This window comes from Rhodococcus sp. 14C212 (genome assembly GCF_011058195.1).
Classification (GTDB): domain Bacteria; phylum Actinomycetota; class Actinomycetes; order Mycobacteriales; family Mycobacteriaceae; genus Rhodococcus; species Rhodococcus aetherivorans.
The window spans coordinates 1-17275 of the sequence record NZ_JAALEH010000107.1 but is presented as its reverse complement, the minus strand read 5'-3'; the positions used below and the strand labels follow the sequence as shown (position 1 = coordinate 17275).

Genomic DNA, 17275 nt, shown 5'->3' with positions numbered 1-17275 from the left:
GCGGCGTTCCGGGGCAACCGTTCCAGCCTACCCACACCACCCGGCGAAAACAAACCCGACGCGCTCGGTGGGATCGGCAACGGCCCAGAACCCTACCAGAAGATTCCGAACCGAACAATCAGGCGCCTGCGTCCAACCTCGTTGTCCCGAGCCCCTGCGGGCCGGGTCGGTGTCCGTGTCGCTCTGACCTGGAATAAGTTACGTGAACATTGCGCCTCTTACCAAATCGCCTGGTCGGATGGCCTTTTTGCACCGAATCAGGGCACCCAGTACTTCACGGCCAGCTCCTCCACGACGACATCGCCCTCGGCGGCCTGCTCCAACAGCGCCAGGTCGAGGTCGATGTCGATGAGCCGGGGGTTGTCCCCTTCGGCGTCACCGAGAGGGCGCCCGCCGTCTTCGCCGCGCTGGCGCAGAATCTTCGCTCGCACCCGCTCTTTCAACGACTCACTCATGAGTCGAGTGTACTGAGCGGGCGGCGCCCGAGCGGGGTGCCGAGAGGCGAGAACCGACCTAGTGGTCGTCGTCGCGCCGGCGGAACACGCGCACTGCGGTGGGGACGAGAACGACCAGGGCGCCGACGATCAGAACGATCGAGAAGATTTCCAGAAGCACACGTGCCATCATCCGACACGGAGAGCGCCGGCGGGCAACTTCGTCGTGAGTGAGCGGACCGGAAGGATCCACCCCCCGGTCGACGAAGGCCCTCCACCCGGGTTCCGGGTCGAGGGCCTTCGTCGCTCCGAGCTGCCTGCGAGAATCGAACTCGCGACCTTTTCATTACGAGTGAAATGCTCTACCGACTGAGCTAAGGCAGCGTGCCTGACGGCGCGCACGAGTTTAGCGCCTACCCCCCTGCCCAACGCAAACCAGGCCGCAAACCACGCCTCGCCGCCTACCGGAATGCCGAGCTCAGCCGGGCCGCCATGGCGGCCACCGCGAAGCGCGGTTTGACGTTCTGTGCGAGGACCTCGCGGCATTCCAGGATCGCCTCGATGCAGGTCAGCAACGCCTCCGGCCGGGCCCGCGACGCCAGGTCGGAGGCGCGCTCGGCCATGTCGGGATGGTTGGCGGTGCCGGATGCGCCCAGGGAACGTGCCAGCGCATCCCGGTAGAGACCGGCCAGATCGATGAGGGCGCGGTCCATGATGTCGCGCTCGGTCCGCGTGCGCCGGGACTTCTGGGTGCGTTCGAGGTCCTTGAGGACGCCGGCCGCACCGCGGAGCGCCCCGGCGGCGCCCTTGCCGGTGCCACCGGCGCCGAGAGCCGTCCGGAGTTCCTCGGTCTCGCGCTCGTCGCGCGCGACGCTGATCTCCTTGGCCTCGGCCTCGGCACGCTGGACCAACTCGTCCGCAGCGGTGTAGGTGGTCACGGGGCGGAGCACAGCTTCGGCCAGATCCAGCGCACGCCGCCGGCTGGCGCGGGCGGACTCGTCGGTGGCCAGACGCCGGGCACGGCCGACGTGGCCGCCGCTGATCGACGCCGCCCAGCTCGCAGTCTCGGCGTCGAGCCCGTCCCGTTCGCGCAGAACCCGGGCGATCGCGTCCGTGCTGGGCGTGACGAGCGCGACGTGCCGGCATCGCGAGCGCAGGGTCACGGAGATGTCCTGCGGATCGATCGACGGCGCGCACAGGAGGAACACCGTGCGTTCGGGCGGTTCCTCGACGACCTTGAGCAGCGCGTTCGCGGCACCCTCGGTGAGACGGTCCGCGTCCTCGATCACGACCACCTGCCACTGCCCGGTGCTCGGGCGACGGGAGGCGGTCCGGACGATGTCGCGCATTGCCTTGACGCTGATGGTCAGCCCCTCGGGGATCACCCGACGGACGTCGCCGTGGGTGCCGGCCATCGTGGTGCTGCACGCGTGGCAGTGGCCGCAGCCCGGTGCGGTGGGGTCGGTGCACTCCAGGGCGGCGGCGAAGCAGAGCGCGGCGATCGACCGCCCGGAGCCGGGTGGCCCGGTGAACAGCCACGAGTGCGTCATCCGAGAACCGGCTCCGCCCCCTCGCGCGGCGGTGGCCGCGGCGGTCAGTTCGGTCTCCACGTCGCGCTGGCCGACGAGACGTTCGAAGACACCGGGCATGGCCTCAGCGTAGCGACCGGCTCCGACGCGGCCGGTGCGTCGGCCGTCCGAAACCTTCAAGACGGCGACGTCGCGGCGGCCTAGCGTCACCGTCATGACTGCACAACTCGCGCTGGTCGGGCTCATCGTCGCCGACATGACCCGTTCCTTCGACTGCTATCGCCACCTCGGGCTGGACCTGCCCGCCGGCACCGACGAACCGCATTACGAGACGACGCTGCCGGGCGGGCTCCGCCTGGCGTGGGACACCCTCGAGTCGGTCCGGTCCTTCCATCCGGGCTTCCGGCCGGGGACCGGCGGTCCCGCACTCGCGTTCGACTGTGGTTCACCGGCGGACGTGGACGCGACGTACCGCGACCTGCTGGAGGCGGGATGCACGAGGGTGCTCGAACCGTGGGACGCGTTCTGGAAGCAGCGGTACGCGAGCGTGCACGATCCCGACGGGCACAGCATCGAACTGTTCGCGGCCTTGCCCGCGTGACCGCTCAGCGAACGAGCGCGCCGAGCGTGGCGCCGGAGAGGGCGCGTACCTCCCGCGCGAGGTGGGCCTGGTCGCTGAAACCGCACTCGGCCGCGACGTCGGAGAACGACCGGCCGGCGCGCGCGAGACCGACCGCGCGACGGAACCGCAGCACGCGGGCCAGCGTCTTCGGACTGTAGCCGTAGGCGCGCAGCGCGTGCCGGTGCAACCGTCGCGCACTCCAGCCCATCGACGTCGCCACCTCGGCGACGGACGCTCCGGCGCCGAGCAGCGTCGCGATACCCGTCTCGACGCTGCGGTCGGCGCCGTCCAGGCGGCGCTGCGTCTCGCGCAGGAGCGCACCGAGCGGGTCGGATTCCGCGGCCGACACCAGGCGACGAACGTGCGCGTCGGGCCGGATGCGGTCCAGCGGCACGCGCGCGTCGCGCAGCTCGGCCGCGTCCACCCCGAGCACCGCCGGCCCCACCCCGGGACCGAACCGCACCGCGGTCAGGTCCCGGCGGGTGCCCAGGTCGGAGAACTGGACGCGGGTGTCCGGTCCGGCAACGAGGAAGCCGTCCTCGTGCCAGATCAGGTCCGTGCAGCCGTCGGGCAACACGGACGTTCCGGCCGTACCTGCCGTCCTCGCCGCCGTCCAGACGAGCACACCGGGTATGCCGGACGCCGCTTCGCGGTACACACGGCGAGGATAGGCCGTCGCACCTGGGAGGGTCACTCCTTCTTCGCGGCGGCCTTCTTCGCGGTCGTCTTCTTTGCCGCCGTCTTCTTGGCGGCCGTCTTCTTGGCCGGAGCCTTCTTGGCCGCGGTCTTCTTCGCGGTCTTCTTCGCCGGGCCCCGGGCGCGACGATCCGCGAGCAGCTCGGAGGCGCGTTCGTCGGTGATGGTGTCGACCTCGTCGCCCTTGCGGAGGCTGGCGTTGGTCTCGCCGTCCGTGACGTACGGGCCGAAGCGGCCGTCCTTGATCACCATGGGGCTGCCACTGACGGGGTCGGCGCCCAGCTCCCGCAGCGGCGGCGTGGCGGCGGCCTGCCGACCGCGGCGCTTGGGCTCGGAGTAGATCTTCAGCGCCTCGTCGAGGGTGACGGTGAACATCTGCTCCTCGTCGGCCAGCGACCGCGAGTCGGTGCCCTTCTTCAGGTACGGCCCGTAGCGGCCGTTCTGGGCGGTGATCTCCTCGCCCGTCGCGGGATCGACACCGACCACCCGTGGCAGCGACAGCAACCGCAGGGCGTCCTCGAGCGTCACGGTCGACAGTTCCATCGACTTGAGCAGCGAGGCCGTGCGCGGCTTGGGGCCGGCCGCCTTCTTGGCGGCCTTCTTCGCCGGCGCCTTCTTCGCCGGCGCCTTCTTCGCAGCCGTCTTCGTCGCGGTGCCGCCCGCCGAGGGTGCTTCCTCGACCGGAATGGGTGTGATGTCCGGTTCGGGTTCCGGCTCCGGTTCGCGCAACAGCTCGGTCACATACGGACCGAAGCGGCCCTCCCGCGCGACGATCTCGTTGCCGCTGGCCGGGTCGACGCCGAGGACCCGGCCCTCCTGCGGAGTCGAGAACAGCTTCTCCGCGTACTCGAGCGTCAGCTCGTCCGGCGGCAGGTCGTCGGGCAGGTTCGCCCGCTGGGAGACCGGTTCCCCGTCGAGAGCGTCGGGATCGAGGACCATCCGCTCGAGGTAGGGGCCGAACCGGCCGACGCGCACGTGGACCTCCCGGCCCTCGGCGTCGTCGAACAGCCGGATCGAGTTGATCTCGCGGGCGTCGATGTCCTCGAGGTTCTCCCCGACCATCTTCTTCAGGCCGCCCTCGCGCGCCACCGAGTTCTCGGCGCCGTGGGCCCCACCGAAGTAGAAGCTCGTCAGCCAGTCGGTGCGCTGTTCGTGGCCGCCCGCGATCTCGTCGAGGTCGTCCTCCATGGCGGCGGTGAAGCCGTAGTCGACGAGGCGTCCGAAGTGCGCCTCGAGCAGCCCGATGACCGCGAACGCCACCCACGACGGGACCAGGGCGCTGCCACGTTTGTAGACGTAGCCGCGGTCGAGGATGGTCTTGATGATCGACGCGTACGTCGACGGCCGGCCGATGCCGAGGTCCTCGAGCGACTTGATCAGGCTGGCCTCGGTGTAGCGGGCCGGCGGGTTGGTCGAGTGGCCGTCCGGATCGAGCTCGGTCGCGGTGACGCGCTGCCCCTCGGACAGGTTGGGCAGCCGGGACTCGGCGTCGTCGGACTGGCCGCCGGCCTCCTCGTCGACGCTCTCGACGTACGCCTTGAGGAAGCCCGGGAAGGTGATGGTGCGGCCCGACGACGAGAACGTGCACTCCTCGCCGCTCGCGGCGGTGCCGGTGATGCGCAGCGTCAGGGTGGTGCCGCGCGCGTCGGCCATCTGGGAGGCGACGGTGCGCTGCCAGATGAGCTCGTAGAGCCGGTACTCGTCGGTGTCGAGGCGCGAGTGCAGCTCGCCCGGCGTGGCGAACACGTCGCCGGCCGGACGGATCGCCTCGTGCGCCTCCTGCGCGTTCTTCACCTTGCGGGTGAACTGCCGCGGAGTGGCGTGCACGTACTGCGCGCCGTACAACTCGGTGGCCTGTGCCCGGGCGGCGGAGATCGCGCTCTCGGACAGAGTCGTCGAGTCGGTACGCATGTACGTGATGTAGCCGTTCTCGTACAGGCGCTGCGCGATGCGCATCGTGCGCTCGGACGAGAACCGCAGCTTTCGGCCCGCCTCCTGCTGCAGGGTCGACGTCATGAACGGCGCGTACGGCTTGCGGGTGTACGGCTTGCTCTCGACCGACGTCACCGTCAGGTCGACGCCGTGCAGCGCGTCGGCGAGCCGTCGCGCGTAGGCCTCGTCGAGCACGACGACGCCGGTGGACTTGAGCTGCCCGTCGGGTCCGAAGTCGCGGCCGGCCGCGACGCGGGCGCCGTCGACACCGACGAGCCGGGCCCCGAACGAGCGGGGGCTCGCGTCGGCGCCGGCGTCGAGCGTGGCGGCGATGTCCCAGTACGTCGCGGACCGGAAGGCCATGCGCTCGCGTTCGCGCTGCACGATGACCCGGGTGGCGACGGACTGCACGCGGCCCGCCGACAACCGCGGCATGACCTTCTTCCACAGCACCGGGCTGACCTCGTAGCCGTAGAGGCGGTCGAGGATGCGGCGGGTCTCCTGCGCGTCGACGAGGTTGTTGTCGAGGTCGCGGGTGTGTTCCGCGGCGGCCCGGATGGCCGGCTCGGTGATCTCGTGGAACACCATCCGGCGGACCGGGACCTTCGGCTTGAGGGTCTCGAGCAGGTGCCAGGCGATGGCCTCGCCCTCACGGTCGGGGTCGGTCGCGAGGTACAGCTCGTCCGCGTCCTTCAGCAGCCCCTTCAGTTCAGTGACCTTGGACTTCTTCTCGGGACTGACGACGTACAGCGGCTCGAAACCGTGGTCGACGTTCACGCCGAGCCGGGCCCACGACTCGCCCTTGTACTTGGCCGGCACGTCGGCGGCACCGCGCGGCAGGTCACGGATGTGCCCGACGGACGCCTCGACGACGTAGTCCCGGCCCAGGTAGGGCGCGATCTTCTTCGCCTTGGTCGGGGACTCGACGATGACGAGCCGACGCGTGCCCGACGAGCCGTTCGACGTGCTGTTGTCCCGTGCTGCCACAGCGCTGCCCGCACCTTCCCTGTTCGCTGACATGTCGTGCTTCTCCCCGACATGTATACCGACCCGTTCCCCGGACGCGGCCATACACAGGGTCGCACACCTGCGACGGAAGGCCCGTCACGTGTGATGCGGCGCCTACTGCACGCGCGGCCAGATCTGCCGCGCGCGGGGGTCGTCCGGCGGGGCCCCGATGTTCTCGACGAGACGCATCAACCTGCGTCGCCCGGACACCCGCAGTCCCGGTGCGGCGCCGCGCGTGCCGATCAGCGTCGGCGCGATCCCGGCGCGCATCAGCGACTGGGCCAGCACCGCGTGGGTGTCCGGGGCGTGCGGATCCAGCCCCAGCACGTAGCGTTCGCCCTCGACCTCGGCGCGGCCGGCCGCGAGCACCCATGCCCGCAGGGCTCGCGAGCCCGGCACCCATCCCGCCGGCACCGCCTTCACCGCACCTCGCGTCCACTCGGCCGCCACCGGAACGAGTTCCGGTAGGGCGGCGGTGCGCACCAGCGGGTGTCCCTCGTCCGTCCGGGTGATCTCCGGGGACAGCGCGGCCTGCGCCATCAGCTCCGCGATCGCGTCCGCCCGCCACGGCTCGTCCACGACCACGGAGATCCGTGCGCCGTCACCGGAGACCACCGCGTGGCCGTGCGCGGCCAGCAGGCCGCCGAGGTCGGCCGGGGCCGGGGGCATCGCCTCGGCCCCGAAGAACGACAGTTGGCTCACTCACCCGCCCTTCCTCCGCTGCCTGCCGCAGAAACAGATCGTCCCCCCTCACCGATGGTGACGGGGGACGATCGAGGCTTCGGTCCCTGGGGACCGAGTCACGTCAGGCTCCGGCAGGAGCGTCGACGATCAGACCGCGCGAACGCCGGTGGCCTGCGGACCCTTGGTGCCCTGGCCGACCTCGAACTCCACGCGCTGGTTCTCCTCCAGGGTGCGGAAGCCGCTGCCCTGGATCTCCGAGTAGTGGACGAAAACGTCGGCGGAGCCGTCCTCGGGAGCGATGAAGCCGAAGCCCTTCTCCGCGTTGAACCACTTCACAGTGCCCTGTGCCATGCTTTTCCTTCTCTTTCTAACACCGGATGCGGCGGTTCGCGGGCGAGCGAGCCGCCGGGCCGGTTCCGACCGCTGTACTTCTTGATCCCCCCACAGGAAGAGCAAAGCACCGCGCTCGCAACCATCGATCCTGCGAGCCGTGCACTTTCTCAAGTCACCGAACACAGAAGCTGCGACCGATGTCAGTGAACCACGTTCCGGGCGCCGACAACAGTAGGCGGGCGCACAATTCGCCCGAAAATTTGATCTTGTATATCCCGACGGTACGATTACTCGTCGGTACGGTTACGTCGATGTTACCCCGTGCGCGACCGGACACCGACCGAACGCCGGGAGCGATGGCCTACTACGCTGGTTTCCCATCCCGACCGCATCCTCCGGAGTACCCAGTGTGACCAGCTCGCCGCACCGCCGTCCCGTCGGCGACGGGCCGTCGAGCTTCGGCCACGAACTGCTCGAACGGGTGCTTGCCGGCACCCCGGCCTCGGAGCATCCCCTCACCCACAGCGCGGACCTGCCCGCCCGCGACGTTCGGCACGCCGACTGGCCGGACTGGGCGGCCGACGCCGTCGTCCGGGCTCTGCGCGCGACCGGCGTGCCCCAGCCGTGGAGCCACCAGACCGAGGCCGCCGACCTCGCCGCCGGCGGGGAGCACGTCGTCGTCTCCACCGGCACCGCCTCGGGCAAGTCCCTCGCCTACCAACTGCCTGTGCTCACCGCCCTCGCCGAGGACCCGCACGCCACCGCGCTGTACCTCTCCCCCACGAAGGCGCTCTGCGCGGACCAGTTGCGCGCCGTCACCGACGTGACCGCCGCCGAGCCCGAACTCGGTCACGTGCACGCGTGCTCCTACGACGGCGACACCTCCACCGAACTGCGGCAGTGGGCGCGCAGCCACTCGCGGTGGATCTTCACCAACCCCGACATGCTGCACATGTCGATGCTGCCCGGGCACGCCCGCTGGTCCCGGTTCTTTCGCCGGCTGCGCTACGTGGTGGTCGACGAGTGTCACTCCTACCGCGGTGTCTTCGGCTCCAACGTGGCTCTGGTGCTGCGCCGGTTGCGGCGGATCGCCGCGCGCTACGGCGCCCGGCCGGTCTTCGTCCTCGCCTCCGCCACGACCGCCGACCCCGGCGCCGCGGCGTCCCGGCTCGTCGGCGCGCCCTGCCGGGAGGTGACCGAGGACGGCTCCCCACACGGACCTCGCACCGTCGCGCTGTGGGAGCCGCCGCTGCTCGAGCAGGTGACCGGCGAGAACGGTGCCCCCGTGCGCCGCGCCGCCGGAACCGAGGCCGCCCGCATCCTCGCCGACCTCGTCGTCGAGGGGGCCCGCACCCTCGCCTTCGTGCGGTCCCGGCGCGGCGCCGAACTCACCGCGCTCGGCGCGCAGCGGCTGCTCGCCGAGGCCGCCCCCGAGCTCGTCGATCGGGTCGCCGCCTACCGCGCCGGTTACCTCGCCGAGGAGCGCCGCGAGCTCGAGGCGGCCCTGGCGGACGGCCGGCTGCTCGGTGCGGCCAGCACCAACGCCCTGGAACTCGGCATGGACATCGCCGGCCTCGACGCCGTCGTCGTCGCCGGCTTCCCGGGCACCGTCGCGTCGTTCTGGCAGCAGGCCGGCCGGGCCGGGCGCCGCGGTGCGGGATCGCTGGTCGTGCTCGTCGCCCGCGACGATCCGCTGGACACCTACCTCGTGCACCATCCGGCGGCGCTGCTCGACAAGCCCGTCGAGGCCACGGTCACCGATCCCACCAACCCGTACGTGCTCGGCCCGCAACTGCTGTGCGCCGCGCTCGAGCTGCCGCTCACCGACGCCGAGGTCGAGGAGTTCGGTGCGGCCGACGTGCTCGCCGGCCTGGCCGCGCAGGGAGCGATCCGGCGCCGCCCGCACGGCTGGTTCGTCACCCCGGACACCCGTCCGCACTCCGACATCGACATCCGTGGCGGCATCGGCACCCAGATCGCCATCGTCGAGTCGGACACCGGACGGATGCTCGGCACCGTCGACGGCGGCCGCGCACCGGCGACCGTGCATCCCGGAGCGGTGTACCTGCACCGCGGCGAATCGTTCGTCGTCGACGAGTTGCACCTCGACGACGGGATCGCGCTCGTGCACGCCGAGGACCCCGACTGGTCCACCTCCGCGCGGGAGATCACCGACATCGTCGTGACCGCCGTGGCGGAGCAGCGCTCGCTCGGACCGGTGACCGTAGGTCTCGTCGAGGTCGAGGTGACCCACCAGGTGGTCTCGTACCTGCGACGGCTGCCGTCCGGCGAGGTTCTCGACAGCACCGACCTCGACATGCCGTCCCAGTGCCTGCCGACGCGCGCGGTGATGTACACCGTCACCCCCGAACTGCTCGACCGGTGCGGGATCGGACCGGAACGGGTACCCGGCGCGCTGCACGCCGCCGAGCACGCCGCCATCGGCCTACTGCCGCTCGTGGCGACGTGCGACCGCTGGGACATCGGCGGCGTGTCCACGGCGGTGCACCCGGACACCGGGCTGTCCACCGTCTTCGTCTACGACGGGCATCCCGGTGGCGCAGGTTTCGCCGACCGCGGGTACGCACGCATCGCCGAATGGCTCGGTGCAACCCGCGCGGCCGTGACGGCCTGCGAATGCACCGCCGGTTGCCCGTCGTGCGTGTACTCCCCGAAGTGCGGCAACGGCAACGACCCGCTCGACAAGGCCGGCGCGGTCGCGCTGCTGGGCGCGGTGCTCGACGCCCTCTCCTGACCTCGCGCCTCACTCGGCCGGCCCAGCCCGCGCGATTGCCCGGGCCTGCCGCCCAGCCGGCAGCGGCACCTCGGCCCCGACCTCGACGACGGCGTCCCAGCCGTCGACGGTGCACGAGCGCACCCGCACCCGCATCCGCGCCGCGATCCGGTCCGCCTCCGAGCATGCGGTGGCCGATCCGCGATCGAGCGCACCGGCCACCGCGAGGGCCGCCAGGTCGGCCGCCGCCTGCGCCCGATGCCGCGTCGCCACCCCCGCACCCATCTGCACGAGCAGCCCGGTGACCACGATCAGTGCCACCGCGACGAAACACCCCACCACGCTCGCGCTACCCCGATCGTCTCCGAATGTCACTGCACCACTTCCGGTTCGGGCACGGCCACCGCTTCTGCCGTGAGCGTCACCATCGGCAGCAGCGGACCGTCCGCCGTCACCGTCGCCACGACGAGGTCACCGTCGGGGCGCACGGAGATCCGTGCGCCCTCCGGAGCGACCCGGGCCGCCACCTCCACCGCTCGCGACCCGTCGCCGCGAGCGGCGAGCCGGGCGGCCTCCCGCGCCGCGTCCTGGCACCGGAGCTGATTCGAAACACACAGCACCGCACCGAGACACAGCACGAGAACACTCACCAGCGCGGTGAGGGCGATCGCCGCCTCGACGGTTACCCCGCCGTCGTCCCCGCTCACACCGCCGTGTTCAGCGCGCGCTCGACGATGCCGGTGAGCGCGGTGACGATGTTGTCGCCGGTGACCACCGTGTACAGCACGGCACCGAACGCGGCCGCGGCGATCGTGCCGATCGCGTACTCCGCGGTGGACATGCCATCCTCCGCGGCGACGGCACCGCCCAGCCGCTGCGCCAACGTCCGAATCACGTTGCCTACCATGGTTCCTCCCCTCCTTCGGCACGGACCGTCCGCGCCGACGTCTCACAACAGCCCGTCGCCGAGCACGCGTCCCGCGAGCCCGATCACGACCGGTACGATGCCCAGGCACACGAACGCCGGCAGGAAACACAGCCCGAGCGGGCCGCTGACCAGAACCCCGGCACGCTCGACGGCCGCAGCCGCCCGGTCCTCCGCCTGTTCGCGCTGTCGCTCCGCCACCTCGTCGACGATGCCCGACAACGGGGCACCGGACCGCGCCGATCGCCGCGCCGCGCGGGCGAACGCCTCCAGCGCCTCCGTCTCGGCGCCGGAGCCGTCCGAGGTCGCGTCGCCGAGACCGCTCCACGCGTCCGCCGGGGCGGCCCCGAGCTCGAGACGGTCCGCGCCCCGACGCAGGGCCCGTGCGAGGGCCGGCGGCGCCGAGTCGGCGACCGCCCGGGCCGCCGTCGCCGTCGGCAGGCCGGCACGCAGGCAGGCGGCCATCAGGTCGAACGCCGCGGGCACGGCATGCGGGTCGTCCGGCGCACCACCGGAGTCGGCCGCTCCGCCGAGCGTCGCGGACCCGGCGGCGAGGATCTGCAACCGTCGCGCCTGCAGGTCCGGCAGGATCACGAGCGCCACGGCAAGGCACACCAGCGCCGCCGTCACGACGCCACCCGCGCCGCGATCCGATCGGTCCACAGCAGCCCGGCGCACGCCAACACGGTGCCCGCCACCAGCAACACACCACCGAGACCGTCGCCGAGCAGCACCGTCACCGGCGCGGCCCCCATCATCTGCCCCAGCGCCACGCCGAGCGCCGGAAGGGCCGCAAGCACCGTCGCCGTCGCGCGGGCCCCCGCCAGTCCCGCGTCGGTGCGCGAGCGCAGGCGCATGCGGCCGGACAGGTCCGAGCGCGCGGCCGCGAGAAGTTGCGCCAGCGCCAACCCGTACCGGTCCGACACCTCCCAGGCCGCGGCGAGCCGATCGAGCGACGCGGCGATCCCCGACTGTCCCGGTGCGTGGGCCGCGGCGCGCAGGCCGTCGGCTGCGCTGCCGCCGAGCCGGACCCGCGCCGCCGCGACGCGGAAGGCGTCGGCAGTCGGCCCGGTCGTCTCCCGCGCCGCCGTCGCGCACGCCTCGGCCGGATGGGTGCCAACCTCGAGCTCGGCGACAACGGTTTCGAGCCCGGCGAGCAGGGTCCGCTGTTCGGCGTCGAGCGCGCGGTCCCGGCGCCGTCGCCGCAGCCGTCGCACGGTGGTGCCGGCGACAACCGCTGCCGCAACGGCGGGCGCGACGCCGAGCAGCAGTGCCGGGAGGACGCACAGCCCGACCGTCACCTCCTGCGGCGGCCGCCACGACCGTCCGGCGGCGACCGTCGTGCGCAGTGCCCGCAGCCGCGGCGCGGCGACCGCACCCGGCGCCACCAGCACGGCCGCGGCCAGGCACAGGGCCGCCGCGGTCACCGCGGTTCCCGTCGGCGGAAGAGCTGTTCGAGTCGGTCCATGCCGGCCTCCGTGCCGCGCTCGTGGGTCCACGCGGGCGCGACGACGACACCCGACACCGTGTCCCGCTGCACGACACCGATCTCCGTCAGCCGGCGGGTCCCGTCGGGGGTGCGGTGCACATGCAGAACCACCTGCACCGCCGCGACGAGCTGGCTGTGCAGAGCGGCCCGGTCGAGGCCGCCGAGGGCGGCGAGCGCTTCGAGCCGCGCCGGCACCTCGTCCGGCGAGTTGGCGTGCACCGTGCCCGCGCCGCCGTCGTGACCGGTGTTCAGTGCCGTCAGAAGATCGACCACCTCGGCGCCGCGCACCTCGCCGACGACGATGCGGTCGGGCCGCATCCGCAGCGCCTGCCGCACGAGATCGCGCACCGCGACCTCACCGACGCCTTCGACGTTGGCGGCCCGGGCGACGAGCCGCACGACGTGGGGATGGGCGGGAGCGAGCTCGGCGGCGTCCTCGACGCACACGATCCGCTCGCCGGGGTCCACCGTGCCGAGCAATGCCGCGAGGAGGGTGGTCTTGCCTGCCCCGGTGCCCCCGACGACGAGGAAGGCGAGCCGGGCGGCGACGATCCGTCGCAGCAGCCGATATGCGTGCGGATCGACGGCGCCGCGCTCACGCAGCGCGTCGAGCCCCTGGGTGGCGGGCCGCAGCACGCGCAGCGACAGGCAGGTGCCGCCCTGAGCGACGGGCGCGAGGACGGCGTGCAGGCGCACACCGAAATCGCCGTGCCCGGGCAGCCGGCCGTCGACCCACGGCTGCGCGTCGTCGAGTCGCCGTCCGGCGAACAGCGCGAGGCGCTGGGCGAGTCGCCGCACCGCCGCCTCGTCAGGGAAGGCGACGGGGGCGAGCCGGAGCCCGGCGCCCCGGTCGACCCAGACCCGGTCCGGGGCGGTGACGAGGACGTCGGTGACGCCGGGCTCGGCGAGCAGCGCTTCGAGCGGGCCGGCGCCGGAGAGCTCGGTCTGCAGGTGCCGCAGGGCCGTGAGCAGGTCGAAGTCGCCGAGAACCCCGCCGGATTCGGCACGCAGCGCGGCGGCGACGCGGTCCGGCGTGGGTTCGCCGGCCTCGGCCGCGAGCCGTTCGCGAACCCGGTCCAGCAGCTCGGCGGTGAGGACGGCGCTCATGCCGCCCACCGCGAGCCCGGCTCGGGTCCGGTCAGCACGTCGAGGACGGACTCGGCGGCGTGGACGAGTGGAGAGCGCCGTCCGAGCCGCAGTCCGCCGCGTTCGAGCGCTGCGGCGAGCCCGGGCTGTGGGCGCATCGTGGTGAGCAGCGGCAGCCCCACCACGTCGGCAACGTCCCGGCCGCGCAACCCGCCGGGGGCCGGGCCGCGCACGACGAGGCCCTGATTGGTGTTCTGCTCGGCGACCCAGCCGGCGACCCGCCCCGCGGCGAGCGCGGCGCGCACGCGGGCGGGCACCACCAGCACGGTCAGGTCCGCGGCCGCCACCATCGCTTCGGCGGCGGGCCCGCGGCTGCGGGGCACGTCGCACACCACCAGATCGCCGGAGCGGCGGACGGTGTCGAGCACGGCGGTGACCGCGGCGGGTGCCGGCTCGGACGTGGACTCGCGATCTGCGGACAGCACGCCGAGTCCCGGCAGCCATTCGGGCACCGCATCGCGCAGGGTCCGGGCGGAGAGCCGGCCACGATCGACGGTGAGGCCGGGCCAGCGGACGCCCGGCCGGTCCTCGATTCCGGTGAGGACGTCCAGTCCCCCGCCCAGCGGGTCACCGTCGACGAGGAGGGCTCCCGCACTGCGCCGGAAGGCGGCGACCGTCCACGCCAGGGCGGCTGCGAAGGTGGAGGCGCCGGCGCCGCCGCAGCCGCCGAGGACAGCGACGACGTGGCCGCCGCCCGCGTCGGGCTCGGCGGCCGTGCCGAGCACGGTGAGCAGTTCGACCTCGTCGTCGGGCAGCCCCACCACGTGTTCGGCGCCGACCGCGGTGGCCGCCTGCCAATCGGCGAGGTCGGCGCCGCCGGCGGTGATCAGGACGATTCCGCCCCGCCGGGGGAGTTGCTGCGCGCATGCCAGGGCCGCGGTGCGGTCGATCGCGACGAGTCCGGCGTCGAGCCAGGCTCTGCGCGACGGTGGCGTCGCCGTCTCACCGACGGTGCGGTCGGAGGCGGCCGCCACGCGACGCAGGCTTGCCATCAGCGCGGGATCGTCGACGAGGGCCAGGACATCGGTCATGGCGCCCAGCTTGCGCGGCGCCCGGGCGCCCCGGAAGCGGGTACCGGGGGGAACCGGCGAATCTGTGGATGAACGCGCCGCCTGTGGATGAACGCGCCGGGCTCCGAAAGGTCCCGGAACAGAGGACGACCCTCGCCAGGGGGGGAGGAGGCGAGGGTCGTCATGTTCAGCCCCGGGGGGTCGGGCTGAACACCCCCTGGACTATGTCCAGGTGTCGTCGATACTACGCCCCGACCCGATATTTGCAAGTTCAACCGTCGCGCGTTTCACGCAGGTGGAGGGGCCGAACGACCGGCCGGAGCGCGGGGCGTACCGGGAAGGAGCGGTCACACCTATTGTGGTGCCGTGACCGACGCGACCGTGGCCCCGACCCAGTCCGGCCGAATCGCCGCCTTCTTCGACCTCGACAAGACCGTCATCGCGAAGTCCAGTGCACTCGCCTTCAGCAAGCCGTTCTTCGCCCAGGGACTCCTCAACCGGCGGGCGGTGCTGAAAAGCAGTTACGCCCAGTTCCTGTTCATGCTCTCCGGGGCCGACCACGATCAGGTGGAGCGCATGCGGGCCCACATCGCGGCGATGTGCACCGGCTGGGATGTCGAGCAGATCAAGTCGATCGTCGCCGAGACGCTGCACGACATCGTGGATCCCCTGGTCTTCGCCGAGGCCGCCGATCTCATCGCGGACCACAAGCTCCGCGGGCACGACGTGATCATCGTGTCCGCATCCGGGGAGGAGGTGGTCACTCCCATCGCGGCGGCACTGGGGGCGACGCACAGCACCGCCAGCCGGATGCGGATCGAGGACGGTCGTTACGCCGGGGAACTGGAGTTCTACTGCTACGGCGAGGCCAAGGCGGAGGCGATACAGGCGCTGGCGCTGCAGTACGGTTACGATCTCGCGCGCTGCTACGCGTACTCGGACTCGTCGACGGACATTCCGATGCTGCGGGCCGTGGGCCATCCGCGCGCGGTGAACCCGGATCGGGTACTGCGTCGAGAATCTCTCGAAAATGGTTGGCCGATACTTACTTTCACTCGTCCTGTGCCGCTCCTGCACCGGCTCGCCGCGACGCCGCCGGCCACCGTCGCCGCGACGGCCGCGATCACGGCGGGCGCGGTGGCGGCGGGCGCGGTGGCGTATCTCGCGCTGCGCCGTCGGCACCGGCCGGGGTTCTCGGCGCGCGGGTGACGGTCCCGAAACTGGGTCTTGCCCCCCTCGTAGACCGGGAGTACAAAGGAGTTACGGAAGGACGGAAGGCCAAGAGCGAATCGGAAGAGAAGGTTCGATCTCCCGACCGGAATTCCCAGCACGGACACCGAGCACCCACGCGGAGCCGATGCCACTATAAGGGCAGAAGTGTTGTGGGCTTGCGAGATTCGGGTCTTCGAGGGCGAACACCCCGCACCCGTTGCGAGGACGAACCAGCGATATCCGAACCCTCGCCGAGGCCAGTGACACACAACCCATGCAGCACGCTTGGTAACTCGGCAGTCCGTGCCGGCGGGCGACGCCACCGAAGTCATTCGGCGACGTCGCCCGCTTACATGTGGTCACCTGCACGAAAATCAGTGACAGGCAAGACGATTCACGCTCCGGATCATCCTCCGGCGAAGGCGTCCGCGATCGATGTCGCCTCGCGCGCGCCCGCTTCCAGCCCGCCGCAGCAGAAGACGACCCAGCCCCCGACGCCCTCCGCGGTGCCCGACTCGAAGGCGACGAGCCCGTCGCGGTAGGCCTGGGCGCGACGCATCCAGCTCACCTCGGGAACGCCGAGGTTGTGCACGTCCAGCCCGCTCGCGACCGACACGAGGCGGGACGCCGCCCGGGCGATGACGCCGTCGGCGACACCGAACGGGCGCAGCACCGCCAGTTCGCCGTGCACCACCGCGGCCAGCACCGGTGCCGGCGCCCGGGTGCCTCCGGTCACCAACTGGGCGAGGGCGTCGAGCCGCTCCCCCACGCCCGGTTCCGTGCGGGGCCGGCCCAGCGCCTCCGACTCGGCGACGAGGTCGGCCGCCGCGAGCAGGTGCAGGCGGGCAAGGGCCTGCAGGGGCGCGCGCTGCCAGGTGGACACCATGACGGCCAAGCCGTCGCCGTCGAGCGCCTGCGCCACCCGCAGCGCACCGGCCAGGATCGGATCACCCACCTCCCCCGGCGGCGGCAGTTCCATGGATCCGCCGTCGAGCGCGGCGGACGCCCGGGCCGCCCGAACCGATGCCTCGGCGGCGGTGTTCGGCCAGCCGCGCCGGTTGGTCTTGTGCCGGTGCACCTCGGCGAGGGCGTCGCGCGCCCGGTCCGCGGCATCGCGCACTCCGGGCAGGTCGAGCAGGGGCTGCAAGGGGTCGGTCACGGCATCCGACGGTACCGGCCGGGGCCGACCGCCCGCGCCGGTGGTTCCATTGACCGCGGAGGCCGACCGCCCGTCGCGCGGGACCGACCGATTGTCGAAAGTGACCAGGTTGCAGCCGGATGCAACGGTGCGATGTCGGTCACAGGTGACTACCCTCACAGATGCCCGAACTGTTTGGACCGACCGGAAAGAGGCCCCGCAACCATGACGAGCGCAGCGCAGGACCACGAACAGCAGGTGTACCCACCGAGCCCCGAGTTCGTCGCCACCGCCAACGCCGGTCCCGAGTTGCAGGCCGCCGCAGACGCCGACCGGCTCGGGTTCTGGGCGACGCAGGCGCAGCGGCTGGACTGGGCCACCGA

17 protein-coding genes and 1 tRNA gene are annotated in these 17275 nt (G+C 72.2%); 3 read left to right on the top strand and 15 right to left on the bottom strand.

What is annotated here, in order from left to right; translation table 11 throughout:
* Window positions 1-257: 257 nt before the first annotated feature.
* From G6038_RS27005 to G6038_RS26995, 3 genes are all read right to left on the bottom strand, one after another.
* Entirely contained in the window at window positions 258-455 is a 198-nt protein-coding gene (locus tag G6038_RS27005) for a hypothetical protein (RefSeq protein WP_165041470.1), read from the bottom strand.
* A gap of 290 nt (window positions 456-745) precedes the next feature.
* Window positions 746-818, bottom strand: a tRNA-Thr gene (locus tag G6038_RS27000).
* Window positions 819-895: 77 nt separating this feature from the next.
* Window positions 896-2083 carry a DNA polymerase III subunit delta' gene (locus G6038_RS26995; RefSeq protein WP_165041468.1) on the bottom strand — a complete coding sequence of 396 codons (1188 nt, stop codon included), beginning with the start codon at window positions 2081-2083 and terminating at the stop codon, window positions 896-898.
* Between the two features lie 94 nt (window positions 2084-2177).
* On the opposite strand from G6038_RS26995, the gene G6038_RS26990 reads away from it, so the two are divergent.
* On the top strand, window positions 2178-2564 hold the full coding sequence (locus tag G6038_RS26990) for a VOC family protein (protein WP_165041466.1): 387 nt from the start codon (window positions 2178-2180) through the stop codon (window positions 2562-2564).
* 4 nt (window positions 2565-2568) lie between these two features.
* Here the strand turns inward: G6038_RS26990 and G6038_RS32210 are convergent, their stop codons facing one another.
* The 4 genes from G6038_RS32210 to G6038_RS26970 form a co-directional block, all read right to left on the bottom strand.
* Entirely contained in the window at window positions 2569-3243 is a 675-nt protein-coding gene (locus G6038_RS32210; protein ID WP_165041464.1) for a helix-turn-helix domain-containing protein, read from the bottom strand.
* Window positions 3244-3275: 32 nt separating this feature from the next.
* Window positions 3276-6200 (bottom strand): type I DNA topoisomerase, encoded by a 2925-nt coding sequence (topA, locus tag G6038_RS26980; protein ID WP_165041462.1) that lies wholly within the window; start codon window positions 6198-6200, stop codon window positions 3276-3278.
* Between the two features lie 135 nt (window positions 6201-6335).
* Entirely contained in the window at window positions 6336-6923 is a 588-nt protein-coding gene (locus G6038_RS26975) for a hypothetical protein (protein WP_165041460.1), read from the bottom strand.
* A 129-nt stretch (window positions 6924-7052) separates the two neighbouring features.
* Complete coding sequence (locus G6038_RS26970) at window positions 7053-7256, bottom strand: cold-shock protein (protein WP_005248460.1); 204 nt, start codon at window positions 7254-7256, stop codon at window positions 7053-7055.
* A gap of 391 nt (window positions 7257-7647) precedes the next feature.
* Between G6038_RS26970 and G6038_RS26965 the strand changes: the two genes are divergently transcribed.
* Window positions 7648-9993, top strand: a complete 2346-nt coding sequence (locus tag G6038_RS26965) for a DEAD/DEAH box helicase (protein ID WP_165041458.1) — start codon at window positions 7648-7650, stop codon at window positions 9991-9993.
* A 9-nt stretch (window positions 9994-10002) separates the two neighbouring features.
* Here the strand turns inward: G6038_RS26965 and G6038_RS26960 are convergent, their stop codons facing one another.
* The 7 genes from G6038_RS26960 to ssd are packed head-to-tail and all read right to left on the bottom strand — an operon-like array spanning window position 10003 to window position 14563.
* Window positions 10003-10347 (bottom strand): Rv3654c family TadE-like protein, encoded by a 345-nt coding sequence (locus G6038_RS26960; RefSeq protein WP_165041456.1) that lies wholly within the window; start codon window positions 10345-10347, stop codon window positions 10003-10005.
* Window positions 10344-10679, bottom strand: coding sequence for a TadE family type IV pilus minor pilin (locus G6038_RS26955; protein ID WP_165041454.1), 336 nt, complete (start codon window positions 10677-10679; stop codon window positions 10344-10346). The genes G6038_RS26960 and G6038_RS26955 overlap by 4 nt, the downstream gene beginning before the upstream one ends.
* Window positions 10676-10879, bottom strand: a complete 204-nt coding sequence (locus tag G6038_RS26950; RefSeq protein WP_165041452.1) for a DUF4244 domain-containing protein — start codon at window positions 10877-10879, stop codon at window positions 10676-10678. Before G6038_RS26950 ends, G6038_RS26955 begins: the two co-directional genes overlap by 4 nt.
* Window positions 10880-10921: 42 nt before the next feature.
* Window positions 10922-11560 carry a type II secretion system F family protein gene (locus G6038_RS26945; protein ID WP_165041472.1) on the bottom strand — a complete coding sequence of 213 codons (639 nt, stop codon included), beginning with the start codon at window positions 11558-11560 and terminating at the stop codon, window positions 10922-10924.
* Complete coding sequence (locus G6038_RS26940; protein ID WP_165041450.1) at window positions 11524-12324, bottom strand: type II secretion system F family protein; 801 nt, start codon at window positions 12322-12324, stop codon at window positions 11524-11526. Before G6038_RS26940 ends, G6038_RS26945 begins: the two co-directional genes overlap by 37 nt.
* The gene (locus G6038_RS26935; protein WP_165041448.1) at window positions 12321-13493 is read right to left on the bottom strand and encodes a TadA family conjugal transfer-associated ATPase; all 1173 of its coding nucleotides are present in this window, start codon (window positions 13491-13493) and stop codon (window positions 12321-12323) included. The genes G6038_RS26940 and G6038_RS26935 overlap by 4 nt, the downstream gene beginning before the upstream one ends.
* The gene (ssd, locus tag G6038_RS26930) at window positions 13490-14563 is read right to left on the bottom strand and encodes a septum site-determining protein Ssd (RefSeq protein ID WP_165041446.1); all 1074 of its coding nucleotides are present in this window, start codon (window positions 14561-14563) and stop codon (window positions 13490-13492) included. The genes G6038_RS26935 and ssd overlap by 4 nt, the downstream gene beginning before the upstream one ends.
* 345 nt (window positions 14564-14908) lie before the next feature.
* On the opposite strand from ssd, the gene G6038_RS26925 reads away from it, so the two are divergent.
* Complete coding sequence (locus G6038_RS26925) at window positions 14909-15751, top strand: HAD-IB family hydrolase (RefSeq protein ID WP_165041444.1); 843 nt, start codon at window positions 14909-14911, stop codon at window positions 15749-15751.
* Window positions 15752-16160: 409 nt separating this feature from the next.
* Here G6038_RS26925 and G6038_RS26920 read toward each other — a convergent pair whose 3' ends face one another.
* A complete protein-coding gene (locus tag G6038_RS26920; protein ID WP_165041442.1) occupies window positions 16161-16913 on the bottom strand; it encodes an oxidoreductase in 753 nt (250 codons plus the stop codon).
* Window positions 16914-17275: the final 362 nt, after the last annotated feature.

Excerpts from the sequence above, each read along its gene's own strand:
- G6038_RS26990 (WP_165041466.1), top strand. The coding sequence starts at position 2,178 with ATGACTGCACAACTCGCGCTGGTCGGGCTCATCGTCGCCGACATGACC.
- G6038_RS26970 (WP_005248460.1), bottom strand. The coding sequence starts at position 7,256 with ATGGCACAGGGCACTGTGAAGTGGTTCAACGCGGAGAAGGGCTTCGGC.
- G6038_RS26995 (WP_165041468.1), bottom strand. The coding sequence starts at position 2,083 with ATGCCCGGTGTCTTCGAACGTCTCGTCGGCCAGCGCGACGTGGAGACC.
- ssd (WP_165041446.1), bottom strand. The coding sequence starts at position 14,563 with ATGACCGATGTCCTGGCCCTCGTCGACGATCCCGCGCTGATGGCAAGC.
- G6038_RS26935 (WP_165041448.1), bottom strand. The coding sequence starts at position 13,493 with ATGAGCGCCGTCCTCACCGCCGAGCTGCTGGACCGGGTTCGCGAACGG.
- G6038_RS26950 (WP_165041452.1), bottom strand. The coding sequence starts at position 10,879 with ATGGTAGGCAACGTGATTCGGACGTTGGCGCAGCGGCTGGGCGGTGCC.
- G6038_RS27005 (WP_165041470.1), bottom strand. The coding sequence starts at position 455 with ATGAGTGAGTCGTTGAAAGAGCGGGTGCGAGCGAAGATTCTGCGCCAG.